This window comes from Bacillus sp. JJ1566 (genome assembly GCF_036962685.1).
Classification (GTDB): Bacteria; Bacillota; Bacilli; order Bacillales; family Bacillaceae_L; genus Ferdinandcohnia.
Genome location: NZ_JBALOP010000062.1, coordinates 1 through 14201, shown reverse-complemented (window position 1 = coordinate 14201; position 14201 = coordinate 1). Strand labels below are relative to the sequence as shown.

Below are 14201 nucleotides of genomic sequence, written 5' to 3'. Positions count from 1 at the left end.
ACTACCATGAAAATAAACTTCTCTAATTTCAAAAAGAGACAACATCAAAGAAGACCCTCCTAATTCGTAAAAAAAAAGGGCTGCTATTCATTGATCTATAGATTGATAAACTGTGTTAAGGACCATTATAGACATCTTAGGATATTTTCATTCTCTGTGGTGATGTGATGATTTGTTCGCTTCATGGATGGCTAACGGGTAGCTTTAATTGAATAACAAATAGACTAGTCCACTTTTGTTAAGGTGGATTTTTTGCTTTTGATGAATGTATGAATTTATCTATTTCCTTACATTGTGAGCGTGTCTAGAACAATCGGGACTAACCATTTTTTTAGACACCTTTATTTCTTTTTTTAAATATTTTTAAAAGTCTTGCACAAAATCGATTTTTAAAAAGAGTGATCATTGAAAGGTAAAAACAAGGAGGATTTAAAAGTTCATCCTAATGATTTACACGAACGCCTTAAGTTACGTAACAAACGATTTGATGCAAACTCGTTTCCTATTTCAGAAGAAATTTTAACTTCTTACCTTAATGGTTTCGAAATACCAAACGGTGAAGGAGAAATTGTGATTGAAAATTAGACCAATCAAGTAGTAAAAACCATTAATCAACTTAAGGAGCAGTTTAATGGAATAAGGATGAAACTTATAGTGTTTATTATCGTAAATTAAATCAGTAGCTAATAAAGGGGGCAAAGGGGATGAATTTATTAGATAGAATCGAAAAATGGTTACTATACATTGGTATTGTAACTAAAAAACAAGTAGATAACTAGTAGTGCTTTAACCTTGAAAAATTAATGGATCGGGTGCGATGTTCAATAACGAAGGTCGCTCTTTCTTATTGAAGTAACGAAGCAGGATTGTGCAATAAAGTTTTAAGTATGAAAGGTGATAAATTGAAAATGAAACATTTTAAAGTAACACTTGTTATAATCTCAATTACTATCCTTTGCTACCATATTTTTAAATTATTCTACCTTTGGGCAGATATTCCCGAACGTATCGCAATACACTTTACTAACAACACTCCAGATAACTGGGGTCCGAAATACATCCTGTATATAATGCCTATTTTGGGTATTTTCATTTGGTTGGTTATTGGTTTATTAGTTAAAAAGCCAGAAAAATTGAACTATATCAATTTAACTGAAGCAAATAAAGAAATTCAGTTTTCAAGAACTGGAAAAGTAATGATACTGATTCAAAATCTTAGTTTTATATCCTTTATATTAGCTAACGAAGCATTGCTAAGATATTCATTCGGCATCGATTCTAGTCTACCTATTATAATCTCGCTCACTCTTTTGGCTATTTGTTTTATTGCTCCCATTTATCTTTTAATTTGGGCATCAACATTGAAATACTAGATATTACCTAAATTAATTCAATATATTATTGAACAGTTTAAGTCGTTTTAAATAAGACTTTGATTATTATTCAAGTAACGGGGCAGGTTTGTCTAATAACCACTATCTATGAAAAATAATGATGACACTTAAAGTGATGCTAATTTGTAAAATTATTAGGGGGAGAAGGTTAGTTGAAGAGCTGTTTAAGGAGGAATTTGTATGCTAATGATAACGGAAAATGTAAAGGGCAAACGTTATAAACGATTAATAGACATATTATCAAAGCATTGTAATCGTTTTGCTTTTGTTGAGAATAGACAGTTAATGGAGATTGAAGAAGAACGTCTTGCCTATGTTGATAATTTGATCGTCGATATTAAAGGACATTTAATCGAACGGAAAATTCAACGAGAATGGGAAACCACAAAACTTTCTGGGGATACAGCATACGTTTTTTATTTTCAGATGAATAATGCTACAAGGCTATTTTTGAAGGAATATAGCAATTCTCTTTTTGATTGGATTAGCCCAGAACTACCAGAAGACTTAATGTTTTATCATAATAATAAATGTTTATTGGCTGGATGTTCACACGAGGGTTTTTTTCTGGTTGATGAAACCTTATGGAAAAGTTTCTTTTTAAAGTAAAGTGTGCGATAGCGTAACAACATCAAACGCTTGTTGTGCTAACGAAGCAGGTTAGCATAAGAAGGAAATTTCTTGAATGTAATAGAATTAAGTCAGTGGTATGGAAATAATTCGACATATTTGTGCATGAAATGTCGGATAAATAAATAGCTTTTCCTGTAAGTTAAATAAGTGGAAGGAGAGGAATAATGGATTGGATAGATATAATGAATAGTGCTTTGGATTACATTGAAAATAATCTGGATCACGATATAAATTATAAAAAAATTGCACAAATAGCTCATAGTTCCGAGTATCACTTTCCAAGGATGTTTTCATCTATTTAGGGAATATCTCTATCTGAATATATCAGACGGAGACGCTTAACACTTGCTGCATTTGATATTCAAAAAAGTGACATTAGAATTATAGACGTAGCAATTAAATAAGGCTATGAGTCTGCTGATTCTTTTTCACGTGCTTTTCAAAAGATACATGGAATTAAACCCTCTGAAGTTCGTAATGAATTAGTGAAATTGAAAGCCTTTCCAAGAACTTCTTTTCAAATTTCGATAAAAGGGGATACCGAAATGGAGTATCGGATTGAGAATCTTAATTTTGATTTAAAAGTTATAGGGAAAGGTAAGGTAGTCAAAACAAGTAGAGCCTTTAAAACAATTCCTACGCTTTGGAGTAGTGCCAAAAAAGATGGATTTATGCAAAAATTGATTGATATGTCATGGGAAGAACCAAAATGCACTCTTGAAAGTCTTTTGGGCGTTTGTGGAAAAGAGGCAGCCATTAAGGATGAAGAATTTACATACTTTATGGGTGTTCGATATGATGAAGAGGTACCAAGTGATATGGAAACGCTATTTATTACCCACCGTACTTGGGCTGTTTTTCCAGGTATAACGAATGCATGGAAGCGATTATACACAGAATGGGTCCCAACTTCTGGATATGAACTGGCTGATATACCTTGTATCGAATGTTATTATCCACCAAAGCATAAACCAAGAAACGAACTTTGGGTTCCCGTAATCCCTAAATAATTACATATTATAATAAGGACTCAAAAGTAGAAGAAGGGAGCTTCCAGCAAATTTAGAGCCTCCTTTTTTATTCCATTTCTACATTATTATTTGCATAACTTAAGTAAGCAAGTAAAATTGTGAATTAGTGTACTTAAAGGGTGGCTTTAGTAAAATAAACTATCGTAAAAAGCCGAATTCTTCGTAAGAGGAATTCGACTTTATAGATTAATATTCACTTAGCGTAGAAAATTCACGAAATTTGGCGATTAACTTGCATTCCAAATATCGATTAAATTGGTGCAAGATAGCGTTGTGAAATGTCGGAACCGTCCCCTCTTTTTTCAGAGCCCGCCCAACTTACGCAATTCTCCAGCAGCATCATAGTAGTCAACTAGGCTGGAAACTTTCCCATCACGTAGCGTAATGACCATAGCTCCACGAAGGTTAATCGGTTGACCGTTGGTAGGAACACCCAAAAACTTGTTTGTTTGCATTTCCCATGTATAATCGATGGCGCCACCATTCTCGTCACCTTTGTAGCTCAGTGCCTTGAACTTATGCTTCATCTGACTTGGATCAAAGAATCCACTAAATAGGGAAGTTAATTGGTCTTTACCTTCCATGCGGAATCCGAAAGTAAAATCCTCGAAAACACCATCATCCGTAAACATATGTAACGCTTTTTCTTGACCTTCATAGTTAAAATTATTTAAAAGTTGTTCCGCAAATTGTAAATTCATACTTAATTCTCCTCTCAAGATTTTTATAAGATAATATTTTGGGTACTTCATTCGTTTTTAAAATAATAGCTTAGCTTGCTTTTCGTTTGAATAAAGCTTTGAATAATCGAGTGATTTTATTTTCTTTAGCCTGGATTGGTTGGGTATTCTCCTTTAATTTACGAATTTCGCTAGCAGCATCATAGTAGTCGATAAGACTCGTAATCTTTCCATCCTTCAAGGTGATTACCATAGTGCCACGAAGGTTTACTAGTTGGCCGTTTGTTGGAACCCCCATAAATTCCTTCGTTTGCATTTCCCATGTGTACTCAATCGCACCACCTGTCTCGTTGCCCTTGTAACTAAGGGCAGTGAACTTATGTTTCATTTGGTCAGGATCAAAGAATCCATGGAAAAGGGAGGTTAGTTGCTCCTTACCCTCCATGCGAAATCCAATCGTGAAGTCCTCAAATACACCGTCATCTGTAAACATCGCCAAGGCTTTATCCTGACCCTCATAAGTAAAATTGTCCAAAAGTGTTTTTGCAAATTGCATATTCATTTTTCATTCTCCTCTCATTTTTTAATAAAATTGTTTTGCAACTGCTTTGTAACTTTATAGTAACAGGAGGAAAAAAACGAATGTACCAATAGAAATGGAGAAATGTCGTTTATCCAACACTTCAATAAAATTGTCTGAAAAATGGAAATTACTTTGGTGCTTAGAACGAAGGGTGGGAGGGGGAAGCACTTGATTTATTCTAACCATCATTCGAAAAAAAACTTCTTAACCTGTGAAAAAAATCATTTCATACCCCAGTAATATCAATAAAAACTGTCTTTTCCACCGGGAACAATTAGGCTCCTAGTCTCCCCGTCTGGGAATTTTTTTTGTTCAAATGAATGATTTCATAAATTGATAGTGCCTTACACTAAATTGGGAATACATTACCGTATTTCGGTTCAAATGGACTTTCTGAAGCAAGGGAAACGATTGCGTAACAAAATAAATTAGCCGTATGTATATTGTTGAATGAAGGGGGAGGTAGAATGTTAATTCAAAAACAGCAATTTTTAGATTTTAAGGAGTTTTGCAGGGAATATTTTAAAAAGGACGTAGAAGGAAGGAGTGTAGAGGTTTTACAGAGATTAGAGGCAGAAAATCATAGATTGTACAAAGTGATTGAAAATACAGTAGGTAAACAAAAGATAACAGGTTATATTGGACGCATGTTGAGAATTGTTGCAGAGGAAGGTTGGCTCATTTACGAGGATAAAACTTGGAAAGCAAAATCGGAGTGGGGATATTGCACCAACTGTTTTTCGCCATTAGACGACATCTATCTTATTGACATTGACCATCATCAATATTGTGATAGCGATTGTTTTGATGAACTGGAAGCTGTCACACATTACGATTCTTATGCTGACGAATACCTGTTTTTATTTAGGGATTTTGAAAAATTAAAAGGAAGATATCGCTATTACTTGAACCAAAACATAAAGGAAGACTTTCAAATTCATTTGGATTTAACTATGATTTTAAGGGATTTGTATAGCATATTAAATGTCTGTGAGTATTCGACCGTCTTATTTAATGGAGGGGACGATGGTCCACTTGCCAGCGAAATGTATCGCATGCTTATGATATTGAAGGAAGAGTCTATAAAACTTGAAAAACTACTGGAACAGTGTAAAAAGATACTTCCGCCTTCTAATGAATGTTTTTCTATTGAAATAAGTGATGATGTCATGCGAAAGGGAAACAGACCGGAAGTCCTAAGAGAATTCATTCGCACCAACCGTAAATACCGTAATAAGGAAAATAAAAACAAATGGTCTACCACCGATTCCATGCAGCGATTGGATTGGTACAATGCACTAACCGAAGAGGAATCGTTAATAAATGACGTATCGTTGATCAATGAAGTGGAATGTCCACAATGTAAACAAGTTGAAGATCAGAAATGGAGTCGTCGTGTGCCGGACGGCTATTTTTATTGCGATGAATGTTATGAAGAGTTAGATTTTGAATTTGAGTTTGAGAGGGGGTAATGGGAAGGGAAAGTGATTTGGTGTGAAGCTTTAACAGATAAAATCGGGCGTTTAGCCAAGGACACATATCTAGATTATGAGGATGTCATTTTTTTCTTTAGGAAATATTTAAATCAATAAGTGGGACTAGCTTTTTTCAACATGGAAGAGTTCTTCCTTTAAAATGCTTAAATAAATGGGGAGAAGGAAGAGCCTTCCATGTTACGAAGATTGGCATGTTTTGTACTTCTTTTTACATAAATGTAACCTTCTTTTTATTATTTGGAAAATAGCAACCTGAGCGGAATTATATGATTGCTGATTAATGAGCTGTAGAAGCTTTCTCTCATGCTGGGCGGTTTTGTTTAATAAAAAGTCTACTGTTTCTTTGTTTTCTGTTAACTCAACACGCATTCCTTCTTGTTTCTTTCCTAATCTGTCCAGTCGCTCATCTACACGTGCAAACCCTAAATCCATTTCTATCTGCATATTGTCTATCTTGGATTCCAAATCATGTTTCATATTATCCATCTTAAATTCCAAATGGTGTTTCAAATTTTCAAGCTTATTGTCTATTCTTTCGGAAAACAGTTTAAAAGCATGTAAGATTTCTTTTAGCATCGTTTCTTGTTCCAACTTATTCACCACCCTCTTAATAAATAGTATAAATGATAATTTTGCCTGTAAAAAACAATACATAGTTCTCGAGCTTCATGACAATCACTTTAACATCTGGATCCCATTCCTGCAGCTCTTGTTCAACGCAAGTCGCAACATGAATCAAAAATTTCTCTCCCACCATATTTTTTAATCATTCCTCTTATAAATCCTAAAGTATTCATCTTTTTTTCTCCTAATTATTAGAACGATGGGTACTAAAATGAAGGCAACGAAAAAGGCTCTTCATTGCATATGAACGCAACAAAGAGTCCTAAGCCGATCGTCATCATTAAAAGCAATGCTTTGCTGGTTGGAGCACCTTGCCTATTGGCAGGTTGCTGTGAAGTCATTGAGCCAGGACTCTCGTTCACTCTTGATAACCTTATTGAATTAAATATAGTATAACTACAACAGTTAGGGAACTGTCAAATTAATAACTTGGATATGTAGAAAAAAATGAATAAAGCATTTTTTTCTTTTTCACGCCTTACAATGTATTCCAACTCACATACAAATTAAAAACGATAGAACTGTTCAATTGGTAAAACAAAAACCGTCGCTCCACCCACTAGGGCCCGCTGACCAGGTAAAAAATTCTCCGGACTACCTCCTAAAGGTGAAATTGGAGGAATGTCTCGCTCCCGTGTTTTTCCAGTTTGTTCAATCAGACGTAATACCTCGTCAACTTGATCCTCCTCTATTCCAATCAAAAAGGTTGTGTTACCTGTACGCAAAAAACCACCCGTACTAGAAAGTTTTGTTGCCCGGATATTATGTTTGATAAAAACTTTCGTCATAGCCTGACTATCTTGATCTTGAACAATTGCGATAATTAGTTTCATGAAATAAAACCCCTTATTTATTCTTTTATGACCTAATTTTATCACATATTATTTTTTCCACCTTAATAGCTGCTACAAATCCATCCTCGAAGTAAATATATTTGTTTCCCACAAACACTCAAAGGGTACCCTACTCAATCTTTCTGCCAGTAATTGATATGCGCCATCTACACTGTTACAAATCTTTCACAATTAAAGATGCCCCTTTTTTTGAACCCCTGTCTATAACTTAGACGAGGGGTAATTCAAATATCACTTAAATGCTTAATGCCAGCTCCCCTCAATATGTAGATATTCGGGACACGGAACCTGTCCCTCTGACCCGAATAGGAAGGAATGTGATAGTGATGGCAAAGTACAGAATGGTGAGGACTGATTTTTGGATGAATCCGGTGGTTTCGGAGGAAATGACACCGGAGGATAAATACTTTTTCTTATATCTTCTTACAAATCCACATACAACTCAAATTGGAATCTATCGGATTACGAAAAAACAAATGGCCTTTGATATGGGCTACTCCATTGAGACGGTTCATTCGCTAATGGATCGGTTTATCAATCATCACAAGATGATTCAGTACAATCCCAATACAAGAGAACTTGCGATTAAGAACTGGGGAAAATGCAACTTACATAAAGGCGGAAAACCGATGATGGATTGTATTTTTTCAGAGCTAAAGGAAGTGGAGGATCCCTCGCTTATCGAATATGTTGCTGAAAATATCGATCGACAAGATATTTTATCGCTCTATGAATCTTTTTATGAAAATCATTTGGATGAGAACACAGAACCATCTTTTTACCACTACGATGAGGCCATTGCTCAGCCTGGGACAACGAATCTGTCCCTCTGTCCCACAACGCGTTCCAACGATACGTTGACGACTCGTTATACGATACGTGGACAAAAAGAAAAAGAAAAACAAAAAGAAAAACAACAACAACAAGTTCTTTATCCAAGTGTAGATGATGAATCAAAGACAGAGGAGATTCGAGAAATTGTGGAGTTTTGGGATCAGAATGGGTTTGGGGTGTCGAACGTGAATGCTAAGGAGCAGCTGTTAGCTTGGTTAGATGATTCTAGCTTTTTATATCCAAAAGAGGTGATTTTAAAAGCGATGGACATTGCCTGTGCCAACAATAAGCGGAGGCTAAACTATGTAGTTGGCATTCTGAAAAACTGGGAAAACGAATCATTGCTAACGGTTGCTGAAATTGACCTGCATGACGAGAGTAAAATGCAAGGACAATCAGCCAAAACCATACAAACGGGTAGAGCAATCCCTAGTCAATACCATTTTGATCCAACGGCAGGTGAGGACTGATGAACTTTGCAGAAACCGCCTTTTTAGGGTGTTTAATCAAGGCAAATTATTTACTTAAAGATACAATCATTCATCCTGAACAGCTTGAGGAAAACAAGCATCAAGAGTTAATGCGAAGGATGATTGACTTTAGTCATGCGGGCAAGGGTATCGATTTAATTTCATTAACAACTATCCCTGATCTGGAAAACTTCGGTGGCATGTCCTACCTTTCAAGCCTGCTGGCACACGCGGATATTGAAAAATTTGAAGAACTTGAGGTGCTGATTCTTGACCTTTGGAAAGAGCGGGAAAAGAAAAATATCTTAACACTTGCAAAGATGGGGAATTGGGAGATTACTAGAGTAATCAACGAATTGGATAAAATTAATCAGGTGAAGCTGAACGATCATACATCCTTAAATCAAGCATTGGTGCATATGTATGAGGCACCGTGGCAGGAGCTAGAATTCACAAAATCCTCCAGTACCGGCATCAAAAAGCTAGATGAAATGACAGGAGGCTTCCAGGATGGAGAAGTTACCATTCTAGCTGCAAGACCATCGATGGGGAAGACGGACGTGATGCTGCATTTTGCGAAGGAAGTCGGTTGGTCAGGTTATTTGCCAATTGTCTTTTCACTGGAGATGCCTGAAAAACTAATCACCTCCCGCCTCATCGCATCTACTGGCGGTTATAATCGGTTAAGAATGAGGGACCCCAAGAATTTGTTAAGTCAAAGTCAAAAGGATAGCTGGGCAGATGTCATTGGCTATTTGAATAAAACTAATATTCAAATTTTCGATGGGGCTGGTCAAACCGTTTCAGAAATGAGGGCGAAGACACGAAAAATGCTGCATCAATTTCCAAACATGAAACCCATTATTTTTATTGATTATCTGACTCTTATTCGCTCAACTGAACAGTACGGAGGCAATGCACATCTACAAGTAACCGAAATATCTAGAAATCTTAAAGCAATGGCAAAGGATTTTGCATGCCCGGTGATTTGTCTCGCACAGTTAAATCGTTCAGTCGAAACGAGAAATGAAAAACGACCGATGATGTCAGACATAAGAGAATCCGGAAGCATCGAACAGGATGCAGATGTGATCCTTTTCCTCTATCGCGAAAAATATTATGACAAGAATACAGAAAATCCTTTTCTAGAAATCATTGTTTCCAAAAACAGAAACGGTCCAGTGGGCACCATTCCCGTTACATACAATGAATTTACAGGCGCGATTGGACAATAACAATGCGGAAGATTGGGATGCGGGACAGGTGCCGTGTCCCACAACCAAATAAAAAAGGTGGGGAACTCATGAAGGTTAGAGAATTATACATAGATGCACTTTGCTACGAAGAAATCAGTTTGGCCCATTACATTCATCATTTAGTTGAAGAGGGCAAGATTTCATTAGAGGATGATGCCTCCAATTTAGATTTAAACGTTGCAGACCATGCAAAGGTAAGGGAAATGATTGAAAACAATGTACTAGGATTTCATAAAATCGGCATTTTTGCATTGAAAAAGAATCAGCGAGAATTTTTGTTTGTATTTGCAGCATGTGAACAAGAGGCAGTTGAATTTTTCGTAAAAACAATCAATCAAACACCGTTAAATTGTCATCCATATTCACTAAACACTCAGATTCTAAGAGATTGTAAAGTGACGACGTTTTGGGACATGAGGAAAGAGCATTTAGCCTTTCCTGCTCTTGCGGGGTATTTTGAAAAATAAGAATAAATGTGCCTGTTTGCATCGTGTTAAAGTATCACTAGCTAGGGGGACGGTCTTATATTCTACCTGTCGTTATATGCATTGCCTATTTTATGAAAAATTCGTTCTATTGTATAATCGATATAAACAAATCTATCTATTTAAAATTTTACACTCTATTTAAAAGGTGAGATTATGAAAACAAGGTATAGCAATTTAAATAACGTAACGAACAAAAAAACGTTTCGGGATATGAGAAAGTGGCAAAAAGAAAGACGAAGGAAAGAGAAAGATTTAACGAAAAATATTCCACAATGTCCAAACAAAAGGATTGAAGAACTTAGAGAAAACAGAAGTCAAATATCCTACACGTGGATTGGACATTCTACCTTTTTGCTTCAACTTAATGGGCTTAATATACTTACCGACCCGGTATGGGCAAAGCGAATGGGTTTTGAAAAGCGATTAACCGAACCGGGAATTCAATTGAAGGAGCTACCGGAAATTGATGTTGTGGTGATATCCCATGGACATTACGACCATCTTGATTTTCCAACGTTGAAAAAACTACCAGGAAACCCACTATATTTTGTCCCCATAGGATTGAAGTCACTTTTTATGAAAAAAAGCTATCAAAATGTAATCGAGATGAAATGGTGGGAAAAGACTGAATATGAAGGTGTACAGATTCAATTTGTCCCTGCTCAACACTGGACAAGAAGAACGATTAACGATATGAATACTTCCCATTGGGGCGGATGGATATTTCAAACGCCCAACCAAACGTTTTATTTTGTTGGTGATACAGGCTATTTCCCAGGGTTCAAGGAAATTGCTGAACGATATACGATTGATACCGTGTTTATGCCAATTGGCGCGTATGAGCCTGAATGGTTTATGGCTGACTCACATATTTCCCCTGAGGATAGTGTCAAGGCTTTTCTAGAATTAAAGGCAAAACAATTTGTTCCCATGCATTATGGTGCCTATCGATTAGCAGATGACACAGGACCCGAAGCATTAGAGCGCTTATTACAGGAATGGGAGAAACGGCAACTCCCGAAGGAGCAATTAAAAATCTTACTAATAGGGGAAACAGTGTTGTAAAAGTGTATAAAATAAAAATGAGCACTTGGGGTCTGTCCCCATGGCTTTTCGTTTACGCCCCAGTGATGCTTTTAATTGACCCGAGTGGTCTTCCGATGTATGCGAATATAGGGGCCTGGCCCCAGGTACATTAAAGCATTACTGTGCATGGGGTCAGGCCCTGAAATCCCCTAAATATCTTACCTTTCCATAAATAAATTTCCTAAATAATTTCCAGAATCTCGTATGATCTGAAGGCCTTGTTGCTCTAGCTCCCTCCAAATTTTTCTATAAAGGGCATACGGACCTCTTTGTTGAAGTGTTGTTAACTCTGTTTCAGTGATTGTAAGTTGGTAAGAGTCATGTTTACCTGTAACAAACAATACAAAGTTCTTGAGCTTTATGACAATCACTTAACATCTGAATCCCATTCCTGCAGCTAGTGAACGATAAGAGTTTTCAGTCATATCGGTTTAATAGTATGGTATAATTTTCCTATACAGTAATTGGTTTTCGCTATATACATATATTTATAGTTAGATAGGAGTAGTAGAAATGACAGTAAAATATTTATCAACTACAGCACTCTCTAAGGAAATAAAGATTCCTGCTAAGGATGTATTTGCAATACTTGCTGATTATGGATTAATAAATAGAGAAGAAAACAACTGGATTTTAACGGAGAAAGGAAAGAAACATGGAGGTATAGTGAAATCACATCCTCAGTATGGTACATACATTGCCTGGAATGAAGAGATGAAAAATAATTCCATCTTTCAAAAATTGGAGAACGAAGAAAATTTGCTGAATTCTACTTCATTGGGAAAACATTTTGGAATTTCGAAGTTTAGAATCAATCCAATTCTTTCCGAATTAGGCTTAGTTCAAAAAGATGTGAAGGGTTGGAGAGTTACTCCACTTGGTAATTTAATGGGTGGAAAACAATTTGAACATGTAAAGACGGGGATTCCTTATGTTTGTTGGAACCCAGAGATTTTAACAAAAAAGAGTATTATCAACGCATTGAAAGAAGTTCAAGGGGACTCTGCTTCCGAAGAAAAAAATGAAAGTAAAAATACTACGGTAGAATTTCGTGAAAAGTTTGAAGCGAAGCATAGAAGTGCTGATGGTCATTATGTACGTTCTAGAGCAGAGATGCTAATAGATAACTGGTTGTATATGTCCGAAATAGTTCATGCTTACGAGCGAAAACTTCCAATTGAAGAAGATGTATATTGTGATTTTTACTTACCAGTAGGCAAAGTATACATTGAATTTTGGGGCTTAGAAAATGACGAGAGATATAAAGAAAGAAAAAAAGAGAAAATAAGAGTCTATGAAAAATATGGATTTAATTTGATTGAACTAGATGATAATGACATTAAAAATTTAGATGACATATTGCCTAAGAAGCTACTTAAGTTTGGAATACAGGCGTATTGATAAATAATTTAATACAATGATAAAACGGATAAATATTTTGATTACCTTTTAGGTTAATTGATATACCCTTTTTGAAAATATCGATAGTCGCAATCCTCACACTAGGGATTATGTAACAAATACTAAATTTAAGTAGTGAATGTTTTACCACGCCCCTTTATATTTAGGTAAGAATAAGTTAAATTCCTTAATAAGATAATAATTTTAATGTAGTGACAGGCTTTCTGTTTAAAGTAACAGTAAGTCTGTTTTTTTTGTCTATTATGCTTGTTTTTAATACTAGGGACACTTTGCATTCTATTGAACCATTACAAAGGTCCTGAAATTACTTTTGGATTTATCGGAATTAGCGGAAACAATCAAAAATAATTTATACAATTTTGTCCTATGAAATTCAAATATTGTAAAATGTAACTACTTACAATTAATAATTTTGCATGGGAAGGGAAATTACATGAAACTAAAAAAAATCCTTTATAACGGTCTTAAATATTCATCGGTTCCAGGGTTTGTTGCTACTAAGGTTTACGAAGAAGTTACGGATGCGGTTGAAGAAAAGAAGAAAGATAATGAAGTGAGAAGAAGGCGTGAAGAAGTTATTACAGAAAGAATTAAGACATCTAGAGTAGTAGAGTTCGAAGAATCAACTAACGTTGAAGGAGAAGTCGGTGCAGGAGTTCATGGGGAAAGCATCAATGGTAAAGTAAGCGGTAAGGGTGGAAGTTCAAGAAAGTTCAGATTCGAAGACTAAGTATAAGTCAAATATGGAGCCAGCCCTCCAATGTATAAAACGTTACCACACCGGGGGTAGGCCCAGGTTAGTGGTCACTTTCTAAAAAAAGTGTTTCTTCTGGAGTGTAGGTTCGACCCTGACCACCGGTATCAACCTAAGCAAACAAATAATTAATTATCATTATCACAACACTTTAGACAAGGCCTAACCCCTTGTCTCTTTTTGCATTATAAATAGGATGTCCCATCGCCCTTTTTCTGAATTTTTCAGAAAAGGGGTTTGTTATTTCCAAATTCATTGTATAATCAACGATATATAACATATGATTTATATCATGCGATTTATAACGAGAAAGGAACGGACTATGGCACCAAAGAAAAAATTTTCTAAAGAACAAATAATTGATGCAGCATTTGAAATCGCAAAGAAAGAGGGGATGTCCAAGATTACAATTCGGAAAGTGGCGGAGTATTTGGGAAGTTCGATTGCACCTATTTATGTCAATTTCAACAATGTTGATGAGCTAACTGAAGCCGTCATGCAAAAGATCATTGAATTAAGTTATCAGCTTTTAGCGGAAGAGAATTCAGGGAAACCCTTCCACGACATAGGGGTAGCTAGCCTCCGATTTGCAAGAG

General features: G+C 35.9%; 16 protein-coding genes, 1 pseudogene and 1 riboswitch. Of the genes and pseudogenes, 12 read left to right on the top strand and 5 right to left on the bottom strand.

Going from position 1 to position 14201, the window contains the following annotated elements; all coding sequences use genetic code 11:
- The first annotated feature begins 405 nt into the window (after window positions 1–405).
- The 4 genes and pseudogenes from V7112_RS21385 to V7112_RS21370 all read left to right on the top strand — a co-directional run bounded on the left by V7112_RS21385 (window position 406) and on the right by V7112_RS21370 (window position 3037).
- Window positions 406–585, top strand: a complete 180-nt coding sequence (locus V7112_RS21385; protein WP_335423572.1) for a hypothetical protein — start codon at window positions 406–408, stop codon at window positions 583–585.
- 323 nt (window positions 586–908) lie between these two features.
- The gene (locus tag V7112_RS21380; protein WP_335423571.1) at window positions 909–1373 is read left to right on the top strand and encodes a DUF1648 domain-containing protein; all 465 of its coding nucleotides are present in this window, start codon (window positions 909–911) and stop codon (window positions 1371–1373) included.
- A 201-nt stretch (window positions 1374–1574) separates the two neighbouring features.
- Window positions 1575–2003 (top strand): stage III sporulation protein AH, encoded by a 429-nt coding sequence (locus tag V7112_RS21375; RefSeq protein WP_335423570.1) that lies wholly within the window; start codon window positions 1575–1577, stop codon window positions 2001–2003.
- A 188-nt stretch (window positions 2004–2191) separates the two neighbouring features.
- Window positions 2192–3037: pseudogene (locus tag V7112_RS21370) on the top strand (AraC family transcriptional regulator).
- Between the two features lie 323 nt (window positions 3038–3360).
- Here V7112_RS21370 and V7112_RS21365 read toward each other — a convergent pair.
- Both V7112_RS21365 and V7112_RS21360 read right to left on the bottom strand, forming a co-directional pair.
- Complete coding sequence (locus tag V7112_RS21365) at window positions 3361–3759, bottom strand: nuclear transport factor 2 family protein (protein WP_335423569.1); 399 nt, start codon at window positions 3757–3759, stop codon at window positions 3361–3363.
- Window positions 3760–3829: 70 nt separating this feature from the next.
- Complete coding sequence (locus V7112_RS21360) at window positions 3830–4300, bottom strand: nuclear transport factor 2 family protein (RefSeq protein WP_335423568.1); 471 nt, start codon at window positions 4298–4300, stop codon at window positions 3830–3832.
- A 488-nt stretch (window positions 4301–4788) separates the two neighbouring features.
- Between V7112_RS21360 and V7112_RS21355 the strand changes: the two genes are divergently transcribed.
- The gene (locus V7112_RS21355; RefSeq protein ID WP_335423567.1) at window positions 4789–5793 is read left to right on the top strand and encodes a hypothetical protein; all 1005 of its coding nucleotides are present in this window, start codon (window positions 4789–4791) and stop codon (window positions 5791–5793) included.
- Window positions 5794–5994: 201 nt separating this feature from the next.
- Here V7112_RS21355 and V7112_RS21350 read toward each other — a convergent pair whose 3' ends face one another.
- From V7112_RS21350 to V7112_RS21340, 3 genes are all read right to left on the bottom strand, one after another.
- Window positions 5995–6408 carry a hypothetical protein gene (locus V7112_RS21350; protein ID WP_335423566.1) on the bottom strand — a complete coding sequence of 138 codons (414 nt, stop codon included), beginning with the start codon at window positions 6406–6408 and terminating at the stop codon, window positions 5995–5997.
- 16 nt (window positions 6409–6424) lie between these two features.
- On the bottom strand, window positions 6425–6556 hold the full coding sequence (locus V7112_RS21345; RefSeq protein ID WP_335423564.1) for a hypothetical protein: 132 nt from the start codon (window positions 6554–6556) through the stop codon (window positions 6425–6427).
- A 156-nt stretch (window positions 6557–6712) separates the two neighbouring features.
- Window positions 6713–6815: riboswitch (SAM riboswitch) on the bottom strand.
- 132 nt (window positions 6816–6947) lie between these two features.
- The gene (locus V7112_RS21340) at window positions 6948–7274 is read right to left on the bottom strand and encodes a cyclic-di-AMP receptor (protein WP_335423563.1); all 327 of its coding nucleotides are present in this window, start codon (window positions 7272–7274) and stop codon (window positions 6948–6950) included.
- A gap of 347 nt (window positions 7275–7621) precedes the next feature.
- On the opposite strand from V7112_RS21340, the gene V7112_RS21335 reads away from it, so the two are divergent.
- The 7 genes from V7112_RS21335 to V7112_RS21305 form a co-directional block, all read left to right on the top strand.
- The gene (locus tag V7112_RS21335) at window positions 7622–8599 is read left to right on the top strand and encodes a DnaD domain-containing protein (RefSeq protein WP_335423560.1); all 978 of its coding nucleotides are present in this window, start codon (window positions 7622–7624) and stop codon (window positions 8597–8599) included.
- Window positions 8599–9834, top strand: a complete 1236-nt coding sequence (locus tag V7112_RS21330; protein WP_335423558.1) for a replicative DNA helicase — start codon at window positions 8599–8601, stop codon at window positions 9832–9834. The genes V7112_RS21335 and V7112_RS21330 overlap by 1 nt, the downstream gene beginning before the upstream one ends.
- Window positions 9835–9902: 68 nt before the next feature.
- On the top strand, window positions 9903–10322 hold the full coding sequence (locus tag V7112_RS21325) for a hypothetical protein (RefSeq protein WP_335423556.1): 420 nt from the start codon (window positions 9903–9905) through the stop codon (window positions 10320–10322).
- Window positions 10323–10496: 174 nt separating this feature from the next.
- Window positions 10497–11408: an MBL fold metallo-hydrolase gene (locus V7112_RS21320; RefSeq protein WP_335423553.1), complete on the top strand. Its 912-nt coding sequence runs from the start codon at window positions 10497–10499 to the stop codon at window positions 11406–11408.
- Between the two features lie 534 nt (window positions 11409–11942).
- The gene (locus tag V7112_RS21315; protein ID WP_335423551.1) at window positions 11943–12830 is read left to right on the top strand and encodes a glycerol kinase; all 888 of its coding nucleotides are present in this window, start codon (window positions 11943–11945) and stop codon (window positions 12828–12830) included.
- A gap of 454 nt (window positions 12831–13284) precedes the next feature.
- Window positions 13285–13581, top strand: a complete 297-nt coding sequence (locus V7112_RS21310; RefSeq protein ID WP_335423549.1) for a hypothetical protein — start codon at window positions 13285–13287, stop codon at window positions 13579–13581.
- A gap of 346 nt (window positions 13582–13927) precedes the next feature.
- Window positions 13928–14201: TetR/AcrR family transcriptional regulator (locus tag V7112_RS21305; protein WP_335423547.1), on the top strand; the 274-nt coding region annotated here is incomplete at its 3' end.

What these genes read in the sequence shown, in the direction of transcription:
- V7112_RS21380 (WP_335423571.1), top strand. Translation starts at nt 909, where the DNA reads ATGAAACATTTTAAAGTAACACTTGTTATAATCTCAATTACTATCCTT.
- V7112_RS21375 (WP_335423570.1), top strand. Translation starts at nt 1,575, where the DNA reads ATGCTAATGATAACGGAAAATGTAAAGGGCAAACGTTATAAACGATTA.
- V7112_RS21365 (WP_335423569.1), bottom strand. Translation starts at nt 3,759, where the DNA reads ATGAATTTACAATTTGCGGAACAACTTTTAAATAATTTTAACTATGAA.
- V7112_RS21360 (WP_335423568.1), bottom strand. Translation starts at nt 4,300, where the DNA reads ATGAATATGCAATTTGCAAAAACACTTTTGGACAATTTTACTTATGAG.
- V7112_RS21355 (WP_335423567.1), top strand. Translation starts at nt 4,789, where the DNA reads ATGTTAATTCAAAAACAGCAATTTTTAGATTTTAAGGAGTTTTGCAGG.
- V7112_RS21340 (WP_335423563.1), bottom strand. Translation starts at nt 7,274, where the DNA reads ATGAAACTAATTATCGCAATTGTTCAAGATCAAGATAGTCAGGCTATG.
- V7112_RS21335 (WP_335423560.1), top strand. Translation starts at nt 7,622, where the DNA reads ATGGCAAAGTACAGAATGGTGAGGACTGATTTTTGGATGAATCCGGTG.
- V7112_RS21330 (WP_335423558.1), top strand. Translation starts at nt 8,599, where the DNA reads ATGAACTTTGCAGAAACCGCCTTTTTAGGGTGTTTAATCAAGGCAAAT.
- V7112_RS21325 (WP_335423556.1), top strand. Translation starts at nt 9,903, where the DNA reads ATGAAGGTTAGAGAATTATACATAGATGCACTTTGCTACGAAGAAATC.
- V7112_RS21320 (WP_335423553.1), top strand. Translation starts at nt 10,497, where the DNA reads ATGAAAACAAGGTATAGCAATTTAAATAACGTAACGAACAAAAAAACG.
- V7112_RS21315 (WP_335423551.1), top strand. Translation starts at nt 11,943, where the DNA reads ATGACAGTAAAATATTTATCAACTACAGCACTCTCTAAGGAAATAAAG.
- V7112_RS21310 (WP_335423549.1), top strand. Translation starts at nt 13,285, where the DNA reads ATGAAACTAAAAAAAATCCTTTATAACGGTCTTAAATATTCATCGGTT.